Source organism: Thauera aromatica K172, from assembly GCF_003030465.1.
GTDB classification, from domain to species: Bacteria; Pseudomonadota; Gammaproteobacteria; order Burkholderiales; family Rhodocyclaceae; genus Thauera; species Thauera aromatica.
Genome location: NZ_CP028339.1, coordinates 2,519,014 through 2,540,652, shown reverse-complemented (window position 1 = coordinate 2,540,652; position 21,639 = coordinate 2,519,014). Strand labels below are relative to the sequence as shown.

At 67.2% G+C, this 21,639-nt stretch carries 21 protein-coding genes; 9 read left to right on the top strand and 12 right to left on the bottom strand.

The window, feature by feature from the left end:
• The first annotated feature begins 230 nt into the window (after nt 1-230).
• Genes Tharo_RS12090 through Tharo_RS12075 form a run of 4 tightly spaced genes read left to right on the top strand, consistent with a single transcriptional unit; the run spans nt 231 to nt 4,213 of the window.
• Nucleotides 231-1,553 carry a murein hydrolase activator EnvC family protein gene (locus tag Tharo_RS12090; RefSeq protein WP_107221424.1) on the top strand — a complete coding sequence of 441 codons (1,323 nt, stop codon included), beginning with the start codon at nt 231-233 and terminating at the stop codon, nt 1,551-1,553.
• A 46-nt stretch (nt 1,554-1,599) separates the two neighbouring features.
• A complete protein-coding gene (locus tag Tharo_RS12085; protein ID WP_107221423.1) occupies nt 1,600-2,982 on the top strand; it encodes a S41 family peptidase in 1,383 nt (460 codons plus the stop codon).
• A gap of 19 nt (nt 2,983-3,001) precedes the next feature.
• Nucleotides 3,002-3,451: a hypothetical protein gene (locus Tharo_RS12080; protein WP_211309689.1), complete on the top strand. Its 450-nt coding sequence runs from the start codon at nt 3,002-3,004 to the stop codon at nt 3,449-3,451.
• Between the two features lie 6 nt (nt 3,452-3,457).
• Nucleotides 3,458-4,213 (top strand): HesA/MoeB/ThiF family protein, encoded by a 756-nt coding sequence (locus Tharo_RS12075; RefSeq protein ID WP_107221421.1) that lies wholly within the window; start codon nt 3,458-3,460, stop codon nt 4,211-4,213.
• Nucleotides 4,214-4,221: 8 nt separating this feature from the next.
• Here Tharo_RS12075 and ribD read toward each other — a convergent pair whose 3' ends face one another.
• From ribD to pmbA, 9 genes are all read right to left on the bottom strand, one after another.
• A complete protein-coding gene (gene ribD / locus Tharo_RS12070) occupies nt 4,222-5,319 on the bottom strand; it encodes a bifunctional diaminohydroxyphosphoribosylaminopyrimidine deaminase/5-amino-6-(5-phosphoribosylamino)uracil reductase RibD (protein WP_107221420.1) in 1,098 nt (365 codons plus the stop codon).
• The gene (gene nrdR / locus Tharo_RS12065; RefSeq protein WP_107221419.1) at nt 5,300-5,812 is read right to left on the bottom strand and encodes a transcriptional regulator NrdR; all 513 of its coding nucleotides are present in this window, start codon (nt 5,810-5,812) and stop codon (nt 5,300-5,302) included. Before nrdR ends, ribD begins: the two co-directional genes overlap by 20 nt.
• Nucleotides 5,813-5,872: 60 nt before the next feature.
• The gene (glyA, locus tag Tharo_RS12060) at nt 5,873-7,123 is read right to left on the bottom strand and encodes a serine hydroxymethyltransferase (RefSeq protein WP_107221418.1); all 1,251 of its coding nucleotides are present in this window, start codon (nt 7,121-7,123) and stop codon (nt 5,873-5,875) included.
• A gap of 123 nt (nt 7,124-7,246) precedes the next feature.
• A complete protein-coding gene (locus Tharo_RS12055; protein WP_107221417.1) occupies nt 7,247-8,929 on the bottom strand; it encodes a TRAP transporter large permease in 1,683 nt (560 codons plus the stop codon).
• Complete coding sequence (locus tag Tharo_RS12050; protein ID WP_107222408.1) at nt 8,926-9,519, bottom strand: TRAP transporter small permease subunit; 594 nt, start codon at nt 9,517-9,519, stop codon at nt 8,926-8,928. The genes Tharo_RS12055 and Tharo_RS12050 overlap by 4 nt, the downstream gene beginning before the upstream one ends.
• Before the next feature lie 134 nt (nt 9,520-9,653).
• Complete coding sequence (locus Tharo_RS12045) at nt 9,654-10,736, bottom strand: TRAP transporter substrate-binding protein (protein ID WP_107221416.1); 1,083 nt, start codon at nt 10,734-10,736, stop codon at nt 9,654-9,656.
• A 117-nt stretch (nt 10,737-10,853) separates the two neighbouring features.
• Nucleotides 10,854-11,504 (bottom strand): histidine phosphatase family protein, encoded by a 651-nt coding sequence (locus tag Tharo_RS12040; protein WP_107221415.1) that lies wholly within the window; start codon nt 11,502-11,504, stop codon nt 10,854-10,856.
• A gap of 123 nt (nt 11,505-11,627) precedes the next feature.
• Nucleotides 11,628-12,734: a TRAP transporter substrate-binding protein gene (locus Tharo_RS12035; protein ID WP_107221414.1), complete on the bottom strand. Its 1,107-nt coding sequence runs from the start codon at nt 12,732-12,734 to the stop codon at nt 11,628-11,630.
• Nucleotides 12,735-12,847: 113 nt separating this feature from the next.
• On the bottom strand, nt 12,848-14,212 hold the full coding sequence (gene pmbA / locus Tharo_RS12030) for a metalloprotease PmbA (protein WP_107221413.1): 1,365 nt from the start codon (nt 14,210-14,212) through the stop codon (nt 12,848-12,850).
• Between the two features lie 56 nt (nt 14,213-14,268).
• Here pmbA and yjgA point away from each other — a divergent pair, with 56 nt between their 5' ends.
• The 3 genes from yjgA to Tharo_RS12015 all read left to right on the top strand — a co-directional run bounded on the left by yjgA (nt 14,269) and on the right by Tharo_RS12015 (nt 16,851).
• Complete coding sequence (gene yjgA / locus Tharo_RS12025) at nt 14,269-14,874, top strand: ribosome biogenesis factor YjgA (protein ID WP_107221412.1); 606 nt, start codon at nt 14,269-14,271, stop codon at nt 14,872-14,874.
• 85 nt (nt 14,875-14,959) lie between these two features.
• Nucleotides 14,960-15,550: a molybdopterin adenylyltransferase gene (mog, locus tag Tharo_RS12020; protein ID WP_107221411.1), complete on the top strand. Its 591-nt coding sequence runs from the start codon at nt 14,960-14,962 to the stop codon at nt 15,548-15,550.
• Nucleotides 15,551-15,672: 122 nt separating this feature from the next.
• Nucleotides 15,673-16,851, top strand: a complete 1,179-nt coding sequence (locus tag Tharo_RS12015) for a methyltransferase (protein WP_107221410.1) — start codon at nt 15,673-15,675, stop codon at nt 16,849-16,851.
• On the opposite strand, the gene Tharo_RS12010 is transcribed toward Tharo_RS12015, so the two are convergent.
• The gene (locus tag Tharo_RS12010) at nt 16,838-17,500 is read right to left on the bottom strand and encodes a protein-methionine-sulfoxide reductase heme-binding subunit MsrQ (protein ID WP_245880892.1); all 663 of its coding nucleotides are present in this window, start codon (nt 17,498-17,500) and stop codon (nt 16,838-16,840) included. The two genes, Tharo_RS12015 and Tharo_RS12010, sit on opposite strands and share 14 nt — an antisense overlap.
• A 117-nt stretch (nt 17,501-17,617) precedes the next feature.
• Nucleotides 17,618-18,550, bottom strand: coding sequence for a protein-methionine-sulfoxide reductase catalytic subunit MsrP (gene msrP, locus Tharo_RS12005; RefSeq protein ID WP_107221408.1), 933 nt, complete (start codon nt 18,548-18,550; stop codon nt 17,618-17,620).
• A gap of 225 nt (nt 18,551-18,775) precedes the next feature.
• Between msrP and aroG the strand changes: the two genes are divergently transcribed.
• Complete coding sequence (gene aroG / locus Tharo_RS12000) at nt 18,776-19,861, top strand: 3-deoxy-7-phosphoheptulonate synthase AroG (protein WP_107221407.1); 1,086 nt, start codon at nt 18,776-18,778, stop codon at nt 19,859-19,861.
• 150 nt (nt 19,862-20,011) lie between these two features.
• Nucleotides 20,012-21,085, top strand: coding sequence for a DNA polymerase IV (gene dinB / locus Tharo_RS11995; protein ID WP_107221406.1), 1,074 nt, complete (start codon nt 20,012-20,014; stop codon nt 21,083-21,085).
• On the opposite strand, the gene Tharo_RS11990 is transcribed toward dinB, so the two are convergent.
• A complete protein-coding gene (locus Tharo_RS11990; RefSeq protein WP_107221405.1) occupies nt 21,086-21,637 on the bottom strand; it encodes a cob(I)yrinic acid a,c-diamide adenosyltransferase in 552 nt (183 codons plus the stop codon).
• Nucleotides 21,638-21,639: the final 2 nt, after the last annotated feature.

The window sequence follows — 21,639 nt, the reverse complement described above, 5'->3', positions numbered from 1 at the left end:
CGCATCCGCACCCGCGGACGCTTTCGGAACCGATACGCTCGGTGCGTTTTGCCCCTCTGACTGGAATGGCGCTTCATGTACAAGATCGTTCTGTTTCGTTGCGGTGAATCGGTCCGGGATCGGGCGCGCCGGGGATCCCATCCCGCCGGGATTGCCGGACGGGGCCTCAGCGAGGCGATGGCGATCCGCCGGGGCAGGGTCTGAGCGCCCGTCGGCCGGGAGTGGGGTTCATGCTGGATCGATGGCGGCGGGGGCTTCTCGTGTTCGGTCTCGTGCTGGTCGGCGCGGGGTCGGCATTGCCGGCCGGCGCCCAGGATGCGGGCGAGATCGCCGAGCGCCGCCAGGGCTTGGACGAACTCAAAAAGCGCATCGACGGCCTCCAGCAGGATATGGTCCGCACCGAGTCCCGGCGTTCGTCGGCGGCCGTCGCCGTGGCCGAGGCCGAGCGCGCGGTGTCGCGCGTGACGCGTCAGCTCCTTGCGCTCGAAACCGAGCGCAAGGATGCGGAACAGCGGCTGACCCGGCTCGAAGCCGCGCAGCGCGACAGCGAGGCGCGCATCGAGGCACGCCGGGACGAACTGGCACAGTGGCTGCGGCGCTACTACGTGCACGGGGCGGCCGATGGTGTTGCCCCCTTGCTTTCCGCCCGCGACCCCAACCAGCTCGCGCGCGACGCCCGTTATCTCGAGCACCTGGGCCGTGCCCGCCTTGCGGTGATCGAGTCCTTGCGCGCCGATCTGGCCGGGCTTGAGCGCCAGCGCGAGGAACTCCGCTCCCATCGCGACCGCATGCTGGCGCTCGCCGGCGAGCAGCGCGCACGGCGTGCCGAGCTGGAATCGGTGCAGCTCGAGCGCACACGGGCGCTGGCGGCGATTGCCGACGAATTGCAGGCGCAAAAGCGCGAGGTGGGTACGCTGCGCCAAGACGAACAGCGCCTCGCCAAGGTGATCGATGCACTCGTGCAACGCGCCCGCGAGGCGGCAACACGTGAGGCTGCGCGCCAGTTGGCCGCGCGCAAGGCCGCCGAGCAGCGTGCCGCCGCGGAGCAGGCCGCTCGGGCGCGCGCGCCCGGCGGGGCGGCGCCACCGGCGCGCCGGAGCGAGGCGGTGGTGGGCGAGGCGCGCAGCGCTGCCGGTCCTACGCCTACCGGAGTGCGTTTCTCCCAGTTGCGCGGCCAGTTGCGTTTTCCGGTGCGCGGTGAACTCGTCGGCCGCTTCGGCGCTCCAAGGGCCGAAGGCGGCACGACGTGGAAGGGGGTCTTCATCCGGGCGGCTACGGGTACCGATGTGCGCGCGGTCGCGGGGGGCGAAATCGTGTTTTCGGACTGGCTGCGCGGCTATGGAAATCTGATCATCATCGACCACGGCGGCGACTACCTGTCGATCTACGGCAACAACGACGCCTTGCTGGGGGAGGTCGGCGAGGAGGTCGGTGGTGGGGAGGCGATTGCCCGCGTGGGCAGTGACGGAGGCAGCGGGGAATCGGGTTTATACTTCGAAATACGCCATCAGGGACAGCCGCAGGACCCGATGAAATGGGTGCGCCTCGACTAGCCCGGGGGCATTGCCGGCACGCGGCCGGTGGATCAATGGAGTTCTCATGCGCAGCAAGCTGAAGCAGTTCGGTCTCGTGATGACCGGCGTGTTCGCCGGAATCATGATCAGCCTCAATTTCTCCGCCAATGCGGACCGCAATGCTCCGGTCCCGCTGCCCGTGGAGGAATTGCGTGCCTACGCCGACGTGTTCAACGCGATCAAGCAGGGCTATGTCGAGCCGGTGGAAGACAAGAAGCTGATCACCGACTCGATCAGCGGCATGTTGTCCGGGCTGGACCCGCATTCGGCCTATCTCGACGCCGAGGCGTTCAAGGATCTGCAGGTGGGGACCCAGGGCGAATTCGGCGGGCTGGGCATCGAAGTCGGCATGGAAGACGGCTTCGTCAAGGTGATCTCGCCGATCGAGGACACGCCGGCCTTCCGTGCAGGGGTGAAGGCGGGAGACCTGATCGTCAAGCTCGACGACACTCCGGTCAAGGGCATGAGCCTGAGCGACGCGGTCAAGCGCATGCGCGGCAAGCCGCGCACCGACATCACGCTGACGATCATGCGCAAGGGCGAGACGCGCCCGATCGTGATCACCCTGACCCGCGAAGTCATCAAGGTGCAGAGCGTGCGCTCGAAAATGATCGAACCCGGCTACGCCTACCTGCGCGTGGCCCAGTTCCAGGAAAACACCGCGGCATCGGTCGCCGACCATTTCACCAAGCTCGCCGGTGACGGCCCACTGCAGGGCCTGGTGCTCGATTTGCGCAACGACCCCGGCGGCCTGCTGCACGGCGCCGTCGGTGTCGCCGCGGCCTTCCTGCCTGCCGATACGCTGGTGGTGTCGACCGATGGCCGCACCGAAGACGCCAAGCGCGAATACCGCGCGAGCGCTGACGATTACCTGCGCGGGACGCGCGACGACTTCCTCCGCCGCCTGCCTGCCGGTGCCAAGGAGGTGCCGATGGTGGTGCTGGTCAATGCCGGCTCGGCTTCGGCGTCGGAAATCGTCGCCGGGGCGCTGCAGGATCACAAGCGGGCGACGGTGATGGGGACCCAGACCTTCGGCAAGGGGTCGGTGCAGACCATCCTCCCGCTCAACAACAGCACGGCGATCAAGCTCACCACCGCACGGTACTACACGCCCAGCGGGCGTTCGATCCAGGCCAAGGGGATCGAGCCCGACGTCGTCGTCGAGGAAAGCGCCAACGGCTCCAGCCGCCGCGTGCGCGAGGCCGACCTGCAGGGCCATCTTGGCAACGACAAGGATCCGGAGGCCGAGCGCAAGGCCGCCGCCACGGCACAGCCCCGCCCGGCGGCCGGCGACGACGACGGCGAGCCGGCCCGTTTCGAGCTTGCCGGTGATGACGATCATCAGCTGCGCCAGGCGCTCAATCACCTCAAGGGGCTTCCGGTGGTCCAGGGCAAGACCGCCGAATGACGGCAAAGGGAGGGGCATGATGCGTCGGGAAACCGCCTACAAGCTGGCTGGCAGGCATCATGACCATCCTGTCCATGGCGCCGGCATCATCAAGGAGCGGGAGATCCGGTTCAGTCCGGCGCCGCCGGGGCAGATCGAGCGGGCGTGGATCGCGCTGCGCCTGCTGAAAGGGCTCGAAGTCGAGCGTGGCGCCGACCCCTTGACCCTGATCGTGCGCTACTCGGTGCTCGAATACTCCCTCGAGGCGCTCGAGGACGCGCTGCGCGAGGCGAGGTTCGTGCTCGAGAACTCGCTCTATGTCCGCCTCGCGCGTGCGCTGGTTTATTTCTCCGAAGAAACCCAGCGCCACAACCTGCTTTCGCCCGAGCGCCTGATCAAGCAGTCCAACGAAGTCTACATCCAGGCCTGGGATCACCATATCCACGGCGATCACGACGACACGCCCCCCGATCTGCGCGAATACAAATAGGACTCCATGGACGACGATCAGCTCCTGCGTTACAGCCGGCATATCCTGTTGCCTGAAATCGGCGTCGAAGGGCAGCAGGCACTGCTCGATGCGCGCGTCCTGATCGTGGGCGCGGGCGGGCTGGGGTCGCCCGCGGCGATGTATCTGGCCGCGGGCGGGGTGGGCACGATCGCGATCGCCGACCACGACACGGTGGATCTGACCAACCTGCAGCGCCAGATCATGCATTCGGCCGAGATGATCGGTGCGCCCAAGGTCGAATCGGCCCGCGCCACGCTCCATCGCCTGAACCCGCTGACCCGGATCGAGCCGCTGCAAGTGCGCCTGGAAGGCCGCGCGCTCGACGAGCAGGTCGCCGCGGCCGACGTCGTCCTCGACTGCAGCGACAACTTCGCCACCCGGCATGCGGTCAATCGCGCCTGTGTGCATCGCCGCAAGCCGCTCGTGTCCGGGGCGGCGATCCGCTTCGATGGCCAGGTTTCGGTGTTCGATCTGCGCAGGCCCGAGAGCGCCTGCTACCACTGCCTGTTTCCGGAAGCCGAAGACATCGAGGAGGTACGCTGCGCGGTGATGGGGGTGTTCGCTCCGATCGTCGGCATGATCGGCACCACCCAGGCGGCCGAGGCACTGAAGCTGATCATGGGCTGCGGCACTTCGCTCGATGGCCGCCTGCTGCTGCTCGACGGCTTTTCGATGGAGTGGCGCAACGTCACCTTCGGGCGCGACCCGGGCTGCGTCGTGTGCGGCGGCAGCCGGCGCTGAAGACCGCCTCAGGGGGAGGGGCGCAGGCGCGCGATCAGGCGCAGGTCGGTACCGATCATGCGCAGATCGCGGACTTCCAGCCGCGTCGCGGCCTGGAGCGTGTGCAGCTCGGGCAGGTTGAACAGCCCCCGCGCCGCATCGCCGGCCAGCATCGGTGCGAGGTAGAGCAGCAGTTCGTCCACACAGCCTTCGCGCAGCAGTGAACCGTTGAGCCTGAAGCCGGCTTCGGCGTGGACTTCGTTCAGGCCGCGCCGCCCCAGTTCGCGCATCAGCGCGGGCAGTGCGACTTTGCCGGCAGCGCCGGGCAGGATCACGATCTGATGGCCGAGCTCGAGCAGGGGCGTGCTGCGTGCGCGGTCTTCGCTCGCGGTTGCGATCAGGATCGGCTCGCCGTTGACGATGCGCGCCTTCGTCGAAACTTCGAGGCGGGCGTCGATCAGGACCCGCAGCGGCTGACGCTCGCAGGGCACATCGCGCACGCTGAGCTGGGGGTCGTCCGCGCGCACCGTGCCGATGCCGGTGAGAACGGCGCAGGCGCGAGCGCGCCAGCGGTGGCCGTCACGCCGCGCATCGGGGCCGGTGATCCACTGGCTGACGCCGTTGTTCAGTGCGGTCTTGCCATCGAGGGTGGCGGCTGCTTTCAGGCGCAGCCAGGGGCGGCCCCGGGTCATGCGCGAAACGAAACCGATGTTGAGTTCGTGAGCCTCGGTTTCCATCAAGCCGTGCGCGGTGACGATGCCGGCGGCGCGCAGGCGCGCCATGCCGCGCCCGGCGACCAGCGGATTGGGGTCTTCCATCGCCGCCACCACGCGGGCGACTCCGGCCGCGATGAGCGCGTCGGCGCAAGGCGGCGTGCGGCCGAAGTGGGAGCAGGGTTCCAGCGTGACGTAGGCGGTCGCGCCGCGGGCGCGCTCACCGGCCTGCTCCAGGGCATGGATTTCGGCGTGCGCTTCGCCGGCGCGCCGGTGCCAGCCTTCGCCGACGACTTCTCCGTCCCGCACCAGCACGCAGCCGACCCGCGGGTTGGGTGCGGTGGTATTCAGCCCGCGCGCTGCCAGGGCGAGCGCGCGCGCCATCGCGCCATGGTCAGTTGCCGAAAAGGTCATCTTCGGACGGGGGGGAGGTCTGCGGGCCGCGGTTGCGGCGCGGCCGCGCCTGCACTTCGCGGATCACTTCGGAGAATTCGTCCACGTCGGCGAAGTTGCGATACACCGAGGCGAAGCGGATATAGGCCACCTTGTCGAGCTTCTTCAGCTCCTTCATCACCAGCTCGCCGACCTTCTCGCTGGGAACTTCCTGTTCGCCCAGCGCCAGCAGCTTGGCCTCGATGCGATCGACCGCGGCCTCGATCGCCTCCATCGTCACCGGGCGCTTGCGCAGCGCCAGCTTCATGCTGCCGGCGAGTTTGGCATGGTCGAACTCGCTGCGGTTGCCGTTACGTTTGACGATGTGCGGCATCTTGAGGTCGATGCGCTCGTAGGTGGTGAAGCGCTTGTCGCACTTCACGCATCGTCGGCGGCGGCGGACGACGTCACCGTCCTCGTTCTCGCGGGTGTCGGTGACCTGGGTATTGGGGTCGCCACAGAAGGGGCATTTCATGGCTGGGAGGCGTTGGCGGGCGGGGTGGGCGTGGTTGCGGCGCCCGCTCCGCCGGGCGGCTTACTTGCCGTAGACCGGGAACTTCGCGCACAGCTCGGCGACCTGGCCGCGCACGCGCTCGATCACCGCCGGGTCTTCCGGCGCGTCGAGCACGTCGGCGATCAGGTGGGCGATCTTCTCGGCCTCGATTTCGGTGAAGCCGCGGGTGGTCATCGCCGGCGAGCCGATGCGGATGCCCGAGGTGGTGAAGGGCTTTTCCGGGTCGTTCGGGATCGAGTTCTTGTTGACCGTGATGTGGGCGCTGCCCAGCACGGCCTCCGCGGCCTTTCCGGTGATCTTCTTGTTGCGCAGGTCGACGAGGAAGACGTGGGATTCGGTGCGGCCGGAGACGATGCGCAGGCCGCGCTCCTCGGACAGCACGCGCGCCATCACCCGGGCGTTGGCGATGACCTGTTCCTGATAGTCGCGGAACTCGGGCGAAGCCGCTTCCTTGAAGGCGACCGCCTTGCCGGCGATCACGTGCATCAGGGGGCCGCCCTGCAGGCCGGGGAAGATCGCCGAGTTGAGCGCCTTCTCGTGTTCGGCCTTCATCAGGATGATGCCGCCGCGCGGGCCGCGCAGGGTCTTGTGGGTGGTCGAGGTGACGACGTCGGCGTGCGGCACCGGGTTCGGATAGAAGCCGGCGGCGATGAGGCCGGCGTAGTGCGCCATGTCGACCCAGAAAATCGCGCCGACGTCTTTTGCGACCTTGGCGAAGCGCTCGAAGTCGATGCGCAGCGAATAGGCGGAGGCGCCGGCGATGATGATCTTCGGCTTGTGCTCGTGGGCCAGGCGCTCCATCGCCGCGTAGTCGATCTCTTCCTTGTCGTCGAGGCCGTAGGCGACGACGTTGAACCACTTGCCCGACATGTTCAGCGGCATGCCGTGGGTGAGGTGGCCGCCTTCGGCCAGGCTCATGCCCATGATCGTGTCGCCGGGCTTGGCGAAGGCCATCAGCACCGCCTGGTTGGCCTGGGAGCCGGAGTTCGGCTGGACGTTGGCGGCCTCGGCGCCGAACAGCGCCTTGAGACGGTCGATGGCGAGCTGCTCGGCGACGTCGACATGTTCGCAGCCGCCGTAGTAGCGCTTGCCCGGATACCCCTCGGCATACTTGTTGGTGAGCTGGGAGCCCTGGGCTTCCATCACCGCATGGGAGACGTAGTTTTCGGAGGCGATCAGCTCGATGTGATCTTCCTGACGGCGGTTTTCGGCCTGAACGGCGGACCACAGTTCGGGATCGACCTTGGCGAGGGTGTCTTGCGCGGAGAACATGGCTCGGACTCGGGAAGGGTTGATTCAAGCGCGGAGTTTATCACGCGCAACGGGCTCGAACGGCAGCGCGCGCCCGGGGGCGCGCGCGTCGGGAGGAACGGAGCTCTCGGGGTACGCGAGGGCTTACCAGCCACCGTCCTTTTGCTCGTTCCCCCAGCCTCCATCACCGGTCGGAATCTCGATCCGGATCGACTCCAGATCGACCTCGACCTTCTCATCCAGGCCCGAGGTTACCAGCTGCGGGAAGGCGATCAGCATTACCACCATCACGATCTGCAAGAGCACGAAGGGGATCGAGCCGCGGTAGATGTCCATCGTCTTCACGCCTTCGATCTGCTTGCGGGTGCTGCGGTCGGTGTAGGCTTTGGACGGCGCCACGCTGCGCAGGTAGAAGAGGGCGAAACCGAAGGGCGGAGTCAGGAAGGAGGTCTGCAGGTTCATCGCCAGCAGCACGCCGAACCACACCAGATCGATCCCCATCTTGTCGGCCACCGGCGCCAGCAGCGGCACCAGAATGAAGGCGATCTCGAAGAAGTCAATGAAAAAGCCGAGGAAGAAGATCACCACGTTGACGAACAGCAGGAAGCCGAGCTGGCCGCCGGGCAGCTTGTCGAACAGGTGCTCGACCCAGATCTGGCCGTCCACCGCGGTGAAGGTGAAGCTGAAGATGGTCGAGCCGATCAGGATGAAGAGCACGAAGCACGACAGGCGCGCAGTCGACTCCAGCGCATGCGTGAGCAGGCTCATGTCGAGCTTGCCGCGCGCGAAGGCCATGATCATGCCGCCTACCGCACCCATCGCGCCGCCTTCGGTGGGGGTGGCAATGCCGAGGAAGATGGTGCCGAGCACGAGGAAGATCAGCACGAGCGGCGGGATCAGCACGAAGGTGACGCGCTCGGTGATGCGCGACAGCAGGCCGAGGCCGAGGGCCTTGTTCAGCAGCGCGGCGACAAAGGCGAGCAGGGTGCCGCCGGTGAGGGTGACGACGATGGTTTCGTCGAGTGCCGGGGTGACCGCCTCGCCTTTTGCCGCGCTGACGATGTCGGCGTAGAACCAGCCGAAGGCCACCGAGATTGCGACGATGACAAGGGCGAACACGCCGAGCGAGCGCATCCCCGAGCTGCCGTCGGGCTCGCGGTAGGTACGGGCCTCGGGGGGCAGTGCGGGGACCATCGCCGGCTTGAAGATTGCCAGGCCGATGATGAAGAGGGCGTACAGTCCGATCAGTGCGAAGGCCGGGATGAAGGCGCCCTTGTACAGATCGCCGACGCTGCGCCCGAGCTGATCAGCCATCACGATCAGCACCAGCGAGGGCGGCACGATCTGCGCCAGCGTGCCCGAGGCGGTGATCGCCCCGCTCGCCACCGCGCGGCTGTAGCCGTAGCGCAGCATGATCGGCAGCGAAATCAGGCCCATCGAAATCACCGAGGCAGCGACCACGCCGGTGGTGGCGGCGAGCAGTGCGCCGACGAAGATCACTGCGAGCGCGAGGCCGCCGCGGATCGGACCGAACACCTGGCCGACGGTATCGAGCAGGTCTTCGGCCATGCCGCTGCGCTCGAGGATCAGGCCCATCAGGGTGAAGAAGGGAATCGCCAGCAGGGTGTCGTTCTGGATGATGCCGAACACCCGCAGCGGCAGGGCCTGGAACAGGCTCGGCGGCAGCAGCCCGAGTTCCATGCCGATGAAACCGAACAAAAGACCGGTGGCGGCGAGCGAGAAGGCGACCGGAAAGCCGGTCAGGAGGAAGATCAGCAGCCCGCCGAACATCAGCTGCGGAATGCTGTTGGAGAGAAGTTCAATCATTTCTGGGTCTCGCCGGCGGATTGATCGGGCTGGTGGTCCTGCTCGGCTTGATCGCCGTCATCGCCGCCCTGCAGCAGCGGATTCGGCCCGGCACCCTGCAGGAAGGCGAAGCGCTTGATGAGCTCGGAGAGGCCCTGCAGCCCGAGCAGGGCAAAGCCTCCCGGCACCAGGGCATAGACCGGCCAGCGGATCAGGCCGCCGGCGTTGGAGGACACTTCGCCGGACTGATAGGCGCCGACGACGACCGGCCACGAGAACTGGATCATGAACCAGCACATCGGCAGCAGGAAGACGACGATGCCGACGATGTCGATGTACGTACGAGTGCGCATCGACAATTTGCTCGCGAGCACGTCGATGCGCACATGGGCATTCTTCAGGAAGGTGTAGCCGGCGCCGAGCAGGAACACGGCGGCGAACAGGTACCACTGGATTTCAAGGAAGGCATTCGAACCGACGTTGAAGGCCTTGCGCGCGATGGCATTGGCGGCGCTGATGACGGTGGAGGCGAGCACGAGCCAGATGACCATCTTGCCGAAGAAGCGGCTGATGGTATCGATGAGCCGCGTGAAGTTGAGTAGTGTTCCCATGGACGTTACCTGGAACTGAATGGCCACAAAAAAGCCGAGCGGATCGGAATGCGCGCTCGGCAAGGGGGTGATGCCAGAATCGTCTGCAAATGGTCGGCAGGCGCCCGGCCGAAATGGCCGGGCGCTTGAGCGGATTATAGTTTCTGCGCCGACATGTACTGGTTGTAGCTGCCTTCGGCGACGCCTTCCCACTGGTAAGCGTCGGCGAGGAAGCGCGAGTAGTCGCCGTAGATCTTCTTCCAGTTCGGGTTCTTGCCGTTCAGGTCAGCATAGACCTCGCGCGAGGCCTTGAACGCAGCGTCCATGACGTCCTTGGGCAGTCGCTGCAGTTTCGCCCCTTCGGCGATGAGTTGCTTGAGCGAGCTCGGGTTGTGCGCGTCGTAGCGTGCGATGACGTCGATGTGAGCGTCGGAGGCGGCCTGGCGCACGATCGCCTGATATTCTTTCGACAGACCGTTGAATGCCTTGGCGTTGACCAGCAGCGAGAACTGCGTGCTGCCTTCCCACCACGCCGGGTAGTAGTAGTTCTTCGCCACCTTGTGCAGGCCCAGACGCAGGTCGTCGTAGGGGCCGATCCACTCCGCCGCATCCACCGTTCCCTTTTCCAGCGCCTGGTAGATTTCGCCCGCGGGAATGTTCTGCGGCACCGCGCCGAGCTTGGTGATGACGCGGCCGGCAAAGCCGCCGATGCGGATCTTGAGGCCTTCCAGATCCTTGACCGAGTTGATCTCCTTGCGGTACCAGCCGCCCATCTGGGCGCCGGAGTTGCCCATCACGAAGTTGACGATGTTGAACTGGGCGTAGAACTCGCGCAGCAGCTTCAGGCCGTTGCCGTGGTGCATCCAGGCCTGCATCTGGCGTGCGTTCATGCCGAACGGGATGGCGCAGTCGAGAGCGAAAGATTCGTCCTTGCCGAAGAAATAGTACGGCGCAGTGTGGGCGCACTCGATGGTGTCCTGCTGCAGCGCATCGACGACGCCGAAGGCCGGCACGAGTTCGCCTGCCGCATGCACGCTGACTTCGAACTTGCCGCCGGTGGCCTCACTGACGTTCTTGGCGAAGGTTACGGCGCCGCCATACAGGGTATCGAGCGATTTCGGAAAGCTCGAAGCCAGGCGCCAGCGGATCTGCTGCTGGGCATGCACGATCGCCGGGGCGGTGCCTGCGGCGAGAATGCCGGCCATACCGGCGCCTTGGAGGAATTTGCGGCGTTCCATTGTGTCTCCTTCCGGGGTGTTTGAATGAACGGCGCGATTATAGGGAGCTTGGGGTGGGTGGCGAAAACCGCGGAAAACCCTTATTTTCGTTGCGTTCGTCATGATCCGGGGCGCTTTTCAGGCGTCCGGCAATTCGTCGAGTGTTTCCTGCAGATGGCTTTCGTCCGCCCACGCGAGCAGGCGCCAGGCGCTGCCCTGGTACTCGATCCAGTTCAGGGCGGCGTTCGGAATCGGGAAGTTGCGCGGTGAGGCGAGCGCCGTGCCGGTGGCGAGGCGGTGGGTGATGTCGAGCACGCCGCCATGGGTGACGACCAGCACCTGCTCGCCACGGTGGCGCAGGGCGATGTCGGTCAGTGCCGCCCGCACCCGGTCGGCGAAGTCGCGCAGGCTCTCGCCGCCCTCCGGGAAGGCGAGGGTGGTTTCGCGTGCCTTGAAGCGGCGATAAAGCTCGGGGTGGCGGTGTTCGGCTTCTTCGTAAGTGAGCCCCTGGAAGAGCCCGTAATGACGTTCCCGCAATCTGTGCTCGGGTTCGGCGTCGAGCCCATGGGGGCGCCCGATCGCGGCTGCGGTCTGGTGCGCGCGCTGCAGATCGCTGCTGTAGAGCGCGGCGAAGCCCTGCCCGGCGAGATGGCGTGCGGCGGCTTCGGCTTGGGCGAGGCCGGTGCCGTTGAGCGGGACGTCGATATGGCCCTGCAGCCGGCGTTCGGTATTCCAGGCCGTTTCGCCGTGGCGGACCAGGCAGATGCGGCAGGCGGAATTGTCGTTCATGGCGATGTGGCCTCTTGCGGAATGTCGGCCCGTTCGTGCGTGGAGGGCGACGCCGCGGAAACGGCGAGACCCCCGCAGGGGTCTCGTCGATACGGCGGGCGTGGCTTGCGGACGGGCGCGCGGTTAACGCACCGACTGCATGAAGCGGTCGAAGCCGGCTTCGGCGACGCCGAACCAGGCGTTCTGCGACTTGCGGTATTTGTCGAAGTCGGCGTAGATCTTCGCCCACGCGGGGTTCTTCGCCGCTTCCTCGGCGTACAGCTCGCGCGATACGTCGTAGGCCTTCTTCATGATCTCGGTGGAGAAGCCCTGCAGCTTCACGCCCTGACCGAGCAGGCGGGCGAGGGCCTGGGGGTTCTTGTGGTCGTAAGTCGATGTCATCAGGATGTGAGCTTCGCGCGAGGCGGCGCGGAAGGCCGCCTGGTATTCCTTCGGCAGCTTGTCCCATTCCCCGCGGTTGACGAAGAAATGCACCACCGGACCCGGCTCCCACCAGCCCGGCGAATAGTAGTAAGGCGCCACCTTGTACAGGCCGAGCTTTTCATCGTCGTAGGGGGCGACCCATTCGGCAGCGTCGATCGTGCCCTTTTCCAATGAAGTGTAGATATCGCCGCCGCCGAGTTGCTGCGGCACCGCTCCCATGCGTGAGAGGATTTCGCCACCGAGGCCGGCGATGCGGATCTTCAGCCCCTTGATGTCGTCCACGGTGTGGATCTGCTTGCGGTACCAGCCGCCCATCTGCACCCCGGTGTTGCCGCCGAGGAAGGAGTAGAGGTTGTAGTTGGCATAGAACTCGTCGAGCAGCTGCTGACCATTGCCGGCAATGATCCAGGCGTCCATCTGGCGCGCGTTGAGGCCGAAGGGCACGGCGGTGCCGAAACCGAAGGCCTTGTCCTTGCCGACGTAGTAGTAGGAGCAGGTGTGGCACATTTCGACCGTGTTCTGCTGCACCGCGTCGAGCGCCATCAGCGCGGGGACGATCTCGCCCGGGGCGTGGATGCGGATGTCGAACTTGCCGCCGGTGATCTCGCGCACGCGGTTGGCGAGCATTTCGGCGCTGCCGAACAGGGTGTCGATGCTCTTCGGGAAGCTCGAGGTCATCCGCCACTTGATTTCGGGCAGGCCGGTATGCACGGCAGGCGCGGCGGACACGGCGGTCGAGGCCATGCCTGCAGTCGCACCGGCGGCAAGGCCGGCACCGGCTTTCTTGAGGAAGGAACGACGCTCCACGGTTTCTCCTTGTGTCTTGGGGTGAATATCGGAGGCCGATTATAGGCTCCGTCCAGGGGCAGGATCGGACCGCCGCGCTCCGTTCGGGCGGGGCGCGGTCGCCCTCGCCGGGCTCAGCGCCCGGCCACCTTCATGCTGTCGATCAGCAGCGAGCCGCACAGCTTGGCCCCGCGCGGCAGGGCGTCGTTGCCGACCGCGACGATGCCGCGGAACATGTCGCGCAGGTTGCCGGCGATGGTGACTTCCTCGACCGCATGCTTGATGCGACCCTTTTCCACCCAGAAGCCGGCAGCGCCGCGCGAGTAATCGCCGGTGACGTAATTGACGCCGTGGCCGAGCAGTTCGGTGACGAGCAGGCCCCGCTCCATCTGCCGGATCAGCCCGGCGAGATCCTGTGTGCCCGGCTTCACCAGCAAGTTGTGCGAGCCGCCGGCGTTGGCGGTGGTCTGCATGCCCAGCTTGCGCGCCGAATAGGTGGACAGGAAGTAGCCCTGGAGCACGCCGTCGATGACTACTTCACGGTCGCGGGTGGCGACGCCGTCGCTGTCGAAGGGGCTGGAGCCGAAGGCTTTTTTCAGGTGCGGGCGTTCGGAGATGCTGACCACGGGGGAGAACACGGACTGCCCCAGGCTGTCGAGCAGGAAGCTCGATTTGCGGTACAGCGAACCGCCGCTGACGGCCTGCGTGAAGTTGCCGAGCAGCGAGACCGCGAGCGGAGCTTCGAAGATCACCGGCACTTCGCAGGTGCGGATCTGCTTCGCCCCCAGCCGGGCGATCGCGCGCTCGCCGGCGATGCGGCCGATGTCTTCCGGCGCCATCAGTTCGGCCGGATCGCGCCGCGAGTCGTACCAGAATTCGCGCTGCATGCCGTCGCTATCGTCGCTGTCGTCGCTGTCGCCGGCGATCACCGAACACGACAGGCCGTGGCGGGTGGTCGCGTAACCGCCGAGAAAGCCGTGGCTGTTGGTGGAAACGAAGTGCGACTGCTGGATCGAGGTGTTGGCGCCTTCCGAGTTGCGGATCTTCGGGCTCACCGCGAAGGCGGCGTCCTCGCAGCGCCGGGCGAGTTCGATCGCCGTGTCGATGTCGATCTTCCACGGGTGGAAGAGGTCGAGGTCGGGCATGTCCTGCGCGCGCGCCATCAGCGCCGCATCCGCCAGTCCGGCGCAGGGGTCGGGGGCGGTGAAGCGGGCGATCGACAGTGCGGCGTCGACCGTGGCCTTCAGCGCTTTCCCGGAGAAATCGGAGGTGCTCGCATAGCCGCGCTGCTGGCCCAGATAGACGGTGACGCCGACGCCCTTGTCGCGGTTGTACTCGATGGTATCGACTTCGCTGCGGCGCACCGCGACCGACTGGCCGAAGCCTTCCGAAACGTCGGTCTCGCAGGCCGAGGCGCCGCCTTGTTTGGCGTGCTTCAGGATGTCGGTGGCGATTTCGGCGAGCTGCGCCTGGGTGAAGGAAAAGCCTTGATCGGACATGGAGGGGTCGTGTGCGTGCAAAGGCTATAATCTTACTCCGATCACGCCAGCCCCCCATGCACGCAATGCGCTCCGATTCACGCCACTCCCCCCATCCCGCCGTGCAGGACGAGGACGATTTCGTCGAGCCGCCAAGCAAAAGCAGTCGCAAGCGCGAAATGCACGCGCTCCAGGATCTGGGCGAACAACTCGTCGCGTTGTCCGCCGAGCGCCTGAAGAAAGTGCCGCTGCCCGATGTGCTGTACGACGCCGTCCGCGCCGCGCAAGGTTTCAAGATGGAAGCACGGCGGCGCCAGATGCAGTACATCGGCAAGCTGATGCGCAAGATCGACCCGGCGCCGATCCAGGCCCAGCTCGAGATCTTCGCCGGGAATTCAGCCGCCGAAGTGGCGAAGATGCACCGCCTCGAGCGTCTGCGCAGCGATCTGCTCGAGGACGAAAAAGTCATCGGCAGCATCGCCGAATCCTGGCCCGGCGCCGATCTGCAATACCTGCGCACGCTGCGCCGCAACGCACTCAAGGAGCGCGAGGCGGGCAAGCCGCCGAAATCCTTCCGCGAAATCTTCCGCGTGCTGCGCGAACTGCAGGAAGCGCAGGACGCCGCTGCGGAAGAAACCGGGGACGGGGCCGCGCCCGCGCCGGGCAAGCCTGCGGACGAATGAAGCGGGCGCGCGCCGGCCGCTGCGGTGCTTGCCGCATGCCTGCTACGGCACCCCCCTGTGATCCACCGACGATGAGACTGAACCCATGAGCGAACCCATCCGCATCGGCCTGGTGTCGATCAGCGACCGCGCCTCCGAAGGCACTTACGAAGATCAAGGCATCCCCGCGCTGCAGGACTGGCTGGGCAGGGCGCTGACCTCGCCGTGGAGCGCCGAAACGCGGCTGATTCCGGACGAGCGCCCGGTGATCGAGCGCACCCTGGTTGAACTGGTCGATGAGGCTGGCTGCGACCTGGTGCTGACCACCGGCGGCACCGGCCCGGCGCCGCGCGACCTGACTCCCGAGGCCACGCTCGCGATCAGCGACAAGGAAATGCCCGGTTTCGGCGAGGAGATGCGCCGCATCAGCCTGAACTTCGTCCCCACCGCGATCCTGTCGCGCCAGGTTGCGGTGATCCGCGGCCGCTGCCTGATCATCAACCTGCCCGGCCAGCCCAAATCGATCCGCGAGACCCTCGAAGGGGTGCGCGATGCCGACGGCACGGTGCGCCACGTCGGCATCTTCGCTGCCGTGCCCTACTGCATCGACCTCATCGGCGGGCCCTACGTCGAAACCGACGAAGCGGTGATCAAGGCTTTCCGCCCCAAGCATGCGATCCGGACGAAACAGGCTTGAACCCCCGGCGGAGCGACGGTACGGCGCCGGCCGGCCCGGCGGCTGCGGGCACTGGCCATGCCGCGCCTGCGGCCGCGGGCGATGCGCGGGGCGAAGAGAGAGACGAAGAAAGGGCGCGCACGGTGGCCGACTCTGCGGCCCGGAGTTCCCGTCTGACGTGGATTGAAGACGGCGAGGCCCGCAGTGCGCGCTGGCGCACCGAGAGCGGGCACGCGCCGCCGAAGCGCGTGGTGGTGGCCGACGACACGATGACGGCCGACGCCGCCTGGCGGCTCGCCTGCGAAGGCACCGCCCTGCTGTGGCGGGGCGACTACCACAACGCCCGCCAGCTGCTCCAGGCCATGGGCCGGCGTGCCGACCGCGGTCCGCGCAAGCGCGCCCGCGAACCGGCTGCGGCGGCCGAGGCCTTCCACCTCCACCGCATGGCCCAGGCCCAGCGCGCCCGTGCGCTGGGAATGCTGCTGATCCCCTTCGAGGGTGCGGCGCGCATTGCCCTGCGGCGGGCGCCGGATGTCGCCGAAGCCGTGGCCGAAGCGATTGCGGGCACGCCCGATGCGGACCTGCCCGCGGCGCCGTTCGTGATTTCCCTGCGCGAGCTGCTCGGCCTGATCGGGGCGCACGAGTGGCGGCGCAAAGGCGTGTGGGTGCCGGCGCTGGAGGCGCGCATCCACCCCTGGTACGGGGTGTTCTCGCCGCTGCGCGGCGAATACCTGGACCTGGTCGCACGCGTTCCGCTGCCGTCGCCGCGGCTGGCGTTCGACATCGGTACCGGCTCCGGGGTGATCGCCGCCCTGCTGGCGCGGCGCGGGGTGGCCCGGGTGGTGGCCACCGATCAGGATGCGCGGGCGTTGGGCTGTGCACGTGAAAACCTCGACCGTCTGGGGCTGGCCGGTGGTGTCGAGCTGCTGCAGGCCGATCTCTTTCCCCCCGGCCGCGCGCCGCTGGTGGTGTGCAATCCGCCCTGGGTCCCGGCCAGGCCGGGCGCGGCGATCGAGCATGCGGTGTACGACCCCGACAGCCGCATGTTGCGCGGCTTTCTCGCCGGGCTGGCGGCGCATCTGGAGGCGGGCGGCGAGGGTTGGCTGATCCTGTCGGATCTGGCCGAGCACCTTGGCCTGCGCACGCGGGCCGAACTGCTTGGCTGGATCGAAACTGCCGGGCTGGAAGTGGTCGGCCGCGAGGACATCCGCCCGCGCCACCGCAAAGCCGCCGACGCCGGTGATGCGCTGCACGCCGCGCGCGCCGCCGAAGTCACTTCACTGTGGCGGCTGGCCGTCCCGTGCCGCGCTACTTCGGCATGATGCGGATCAGCGGGCGCTCGAGGTGTTTCGCCGGCGGCGGCGCCGACAGCTGGCGGCGGCGCTCCTGCTCGCGCCACCCCGCGCGCAGGCCCAGCAGCACGGCCAGGATCGCAGCGTAGAGCAGCGGTTCGCGCAGGTCGGCTTTCACCAGCCACCAGAAATGCACCACCGCGAGGATCGCGATGCCGTAGACCGCGCGGTGCAGCGCTTGCCAGCGGCGGCCGCCGAGACGGCCGATGGCGAAGGCGTTGGAGGTGGCGGCGAGCGGCAGCAGCAGCACGAAAGCGGCGAAACCGACGCTGATGAACGGGCGCTCGAGGATGTCGCGGGCGATCGCGCCCCAGTCGAAGAACTGGTCCAGCCACAGGTAGAGGGCGAAGTGCGCCACGGCGTAGGCGAAAGCGTACAGCCCCAGCATGCGGCGCAGGCGCAGCAGCCAGTGCAGGCCGCTGAGGCGGCGCAGCGGCGTTACCGTGAGGGTCAGGAGCAGAAAGCGCAGCGCCCACTCGCCGCTGTCGCGGGTGAGAGTCTCGACCGGGTTGGCGCCGAGCGTATCGGCCTGCCAGCCCAGGGCGAGCTGTGCGGCGGGGAGCAGGCAGAGCACGAAAAGCAGCGCCTTGATCGACGAGATCCGGCGTGCGGAAGGCATTCGTAGCGAAGGTGGAAGAAATGGCATGGCGGCGGGCGGGTAAGCAATAAGAAAGAGAGGGTGAAGGTGGAAGGGCGGGCCAAAGGGCGGAAGGCGGTCCGGGGGAAACGCTCCGGTTCAGAACTCCTTCGCCAGATCCATGCCCCGGTAGAGGCCGGCGACCTGTTCGGCGTAGCCGTTGAACATCAGCGTGGGGCGCTTGCGCAGTTCGCCGATGCGGCGCTCGCTGGCCTGGCTCCAGCGCGGGTGGGCGACCTGCGGGTTGACGTTGGAGTAGAAGCCGTACTCCTGCGGTGCCGCCAGGTTCCATGCGGTGGCGGGCTGGTGTTCGACGAGGCGGATGGCGACGATCGACTTTGCGCTCTTGAAGCCGTACTTCCAGGGTACGACCAGGCGCAGCGGGGCGCCGTTCTGGTTCGGCAGGCGTTCGCCGTACAGCCCCAGGGCCAGGATCGTCAGCGGATGCAGGGCTTCGTCCAGACGCAGGCCTTCGCGGTAGGGCCAGTCGAGGACCGGCCGCCGGAGCATGATCGCCGGGTCGTAATGGCTGACGAACTCGACGTACTTCGCGCTGCCCAGCGGTTCCACTTCCTTCAGCACGGCGGCAAGGGGAAAGCCCAGCCACGGGATCACCATCGACCAGCCTTCGACGCAGCGCAGGCGGTAGATGCGCTCCTCCAACGGCGCCAGCTTCAGCACATCGTCGATGTCGAAGCTGCGCGGGCGGGCGGCGAGGCCTTCGACGCGCAGCGTCCACGGGCGGACCTGCATCTTGGCGGCGTGGCGCGCAGGGTCGGCCTTGTCGGTGCCGAATTCGTAGAAGTTGTTGTAGCCCGTCACCGCCTTGTGTGCGGTGAGCGGCTCGGCCGTCGAGTGCGGCGAAGGGCGGCCATCCAGTCGGCTCGCCGCGTGCACCGGCAGACCGTGCCACAGGGCGGCGCCCGCGGTCAGGCCGAGGGCGGTGTGGGCGAGGAAGCTGCGCCGCGCCTCGAACAGCTTGCGCGGCGTGATCTCGGACGGGGGGAGGTCGGGAGGGGGCTTGATCAGCATGGCGGTGAATCTCGGTGGAGGCGCAATGAAGTTACAGCGGTTGGACCATTTTTATCGAGTCTTATTCCGTTGATGATGCCCGCTGCCCGAAAAAACGCCGCAAACGGGGCAAGATGCCGCAAACAGGGCGACTGCCGGGGCTTCCGGCCGCTGGCGCAGACCCAGCCGCGCCATGCTTTGGGCTAGAATTGGAAGCTTCTTCCAGCCTTGACGCAGAGTTCGAGCATGCCCGCCTCCATGAAGATCCACATCGACGACGTCCGCATCCAGGAAATCAAGGAACTCGTGCCGCCGGTGCACGTGTTGCGCGAGTTTCCGGCCACGCCGAAGGCGGCGGGAGTCGCCTACGAGGCGCGCCAGGGCATCCACCGCATCCTTTATGGCGCCGACGACCGCCTGCTGGTGGTGATCGGGCCATGCTCGATCCACGATGCCGCGGCCGCGATCGATTATGCGAACAAGCTCAAGGCCGAGGCCGACCGGCTCAAGGACGACCTCCTCGTGGTGATGCGGGTGTATTTCGAGAAGCCGCGCACCACGGTGGGCTGGAAGGGGCTGATCAACGATCCTTACCTCGACAACAGCTTCCGCATCAACGAGGGCGTGCGCCTCGCGCGCAAGCTGCTGTGGGAAATCAACGAGCTCGGCCTGCCGGCGGGCACCGAGTTCCTCGACATGATCACGCCGCAGTACATCGCCGATCTGATCGCCTGGGGGGCGATCGGCGCGCGCACCACCGAAAGCCAGGTGCACCGCGAACTCGCTTCCGGGCTGTCGTGCCCGGTCGGCTTCAAGAACGGCACCGACGGCAATCTGCGCATCGCGGTCGATGCGATCAAGGCCGCGCAGGCGCCGCACCACTTCCTGTCGGTGACCAAGGCCGGCCATTCGGCGATCGTGTCCACCCGCGGCAACGAGGACTGCCACGTGATCCTGCGCGGCGGCAAGGAGCCGAACTACGACGCCGCGAGCGTCGATGTCGCAAGCAAGGAGCTGGCCGCCGCCAGCGTCTGCTCCAAGGTGATGATCGATTTTTCCCACGCCAACAGCCGCAAGCAGCACCGGCTGCAGATCGAGGTGGCGAAGGATACTGCTGCCCAGATGGCCGCGGGCGATGAGCGGATCATGGGGGTGATGGTCGAGTCCCACCTCAAGGAAGGGCGCCAGGACCTGATGCCGGGCAAGGAGCTCGAGTACGGCAAGAGCATCACCGACGCCTGCATCGGCTGGGAAGACAGTGTGCAGGTACTCGACCTCCTCGCCGAGGCGGTGCGTCAGCGCCGGGTCAAGCGCGCGGCCGAGTTCGAGTAAACGGTTGAAGGCGTGCCGGGGCGCAGTCCGCGCCGGCAGCTCCTTTCCGTTTGCGGCACGGAGCGAAGTCATGGGCGGGCCGTTTTACCGGGGGATGGATGCGGGCCGGGCCGGAGCGCGCCGCGATAGCGGGGGAGGCCCGGTGTGAGCATGGCCACGCGCAAGATCATCCATTGCGACTGCGACTGCTTTTATGCCGCGGTCGAGATGCGCGACGACCCTTCGCTGCGCGGGCGTCCGCTGGCGGTCGGGGGGCGTGCCGAGACGCGCGGGGTGATCGCCACCTGCAACTACGAGGCGCGCGCCTTCGGCGTGCATTCGGCGATGCCGACCGCGCGGGCGCTGCAGCTGTGCCCCCGCCTGATCCTGCTGCCGCCCGACTTCGAGCGCTACCGTGCCGCTTCGCAGCGGATTCTCGCCATCTATCGCGAGTACACCGCGCTGGTCGAGCCGCTGTCGCTCGACGAGGCCTATCTCGACGTCAGCGGCGTGGACCACTGCCGCGGCTCGGCGACGCTGATGGCGGAGGAAATCCGCGCCCGTATCCGCGACCAAGTCGGCATCACCGCCTCGGCCGGGATCGCCCCCAACAAGTTCATCGCCAAGGTGGCGAGCGACTGGAACAAGCCCGATGGCCAGTTCGTCGTCCGCCCGCAGGATGTCGACGCTTTCGTCGCCGCGCTGCCGGTGAACAAGATCTTCGGCGTCGGCAAGGTCACTGCGGCCAAGCTCAACCGGCTCGGCGTGCACACCTGCGGCGACCTGCGCGGCTGGAGCGTAGCCGATCTCACCCGTGAATTCGGCAGCTTCGGCGCCAGCCTGCACCAGCTGTGCCGGGGCATCGACGAGCGCGCGGTGCAGCCGGACCGGATCCGCAAGTCCTTGTCGGTCGAAACCACCTACACGCCGGACCTGCACGACCTGGCGGCCTGCCGGGCGGCCCTGCGCGCGCTGCTGGAGGATTTCCACCGCCGCTTCGAGCGTGTGCGCGACCGCCCGCCGGTGCACAAGGCTTTCGTCAAGGTGCGCTTCTCCGACTTCAGCCGGACCACCGCGGAATGCCTCAGCAGCGCGCCTGACGAGGCGGTGTGGCTGCGATTACTGGGTGAGGCACATGCGCGCAAGGCGCTGCCGGTGCGTTTGCTCGGTGTCGGCGTGCGCTTTGGCGAGCACGCCGACTCCCCGGCGGCGAAGCTCCAGGGTTCCCTGTTCGAGGCGGGTTGATCAGGCGTTCTTGCGCTTTTGCCACAGCACGTCGTCGCGCCCACCGGCACGGTTGAGCACGCGACCGAGCACGAAGAGCAGATCGGAGAGGCGGTTGAGGTACTGGCGCGGGCCATCACCGACCGCTTCTTCCAGCGCCAGCGCCACCAGCGCGCGCTCGGCGCGGCGGCACACGGTGCGGGCATGGTGGGCGAGCGCCGCGGCGCGGGTGCCGCCGGGCAGGATGAAATCCTTGAGCGGCGGCAGCGCTTCGTTGAAGCCATCGAGCGCTTCTTCCAGGCGGATCACCTGCTTGCCGGTGATCATGCTCATGCCGGGGATGCACACTTCACCGCCAAGGTCGAACAAGTCGTGCTGGACGTCGGTGAGCAGCGTGCGCACCTCGTCGGGCAACGCCTCGCACAGCAGCAGGCCGACCACGGCATTGGTCTCGTCGACTTCGCCCAGGGCGTGGATGCGCAGGCTGTTCTTCGATACCCGCTTGCCGTCGCCCAGGCCGGTGGTGCCGGCGTCGCCGGTGCGGGTGTAGATCTTGGAGAGGCGGTTGCCCATGA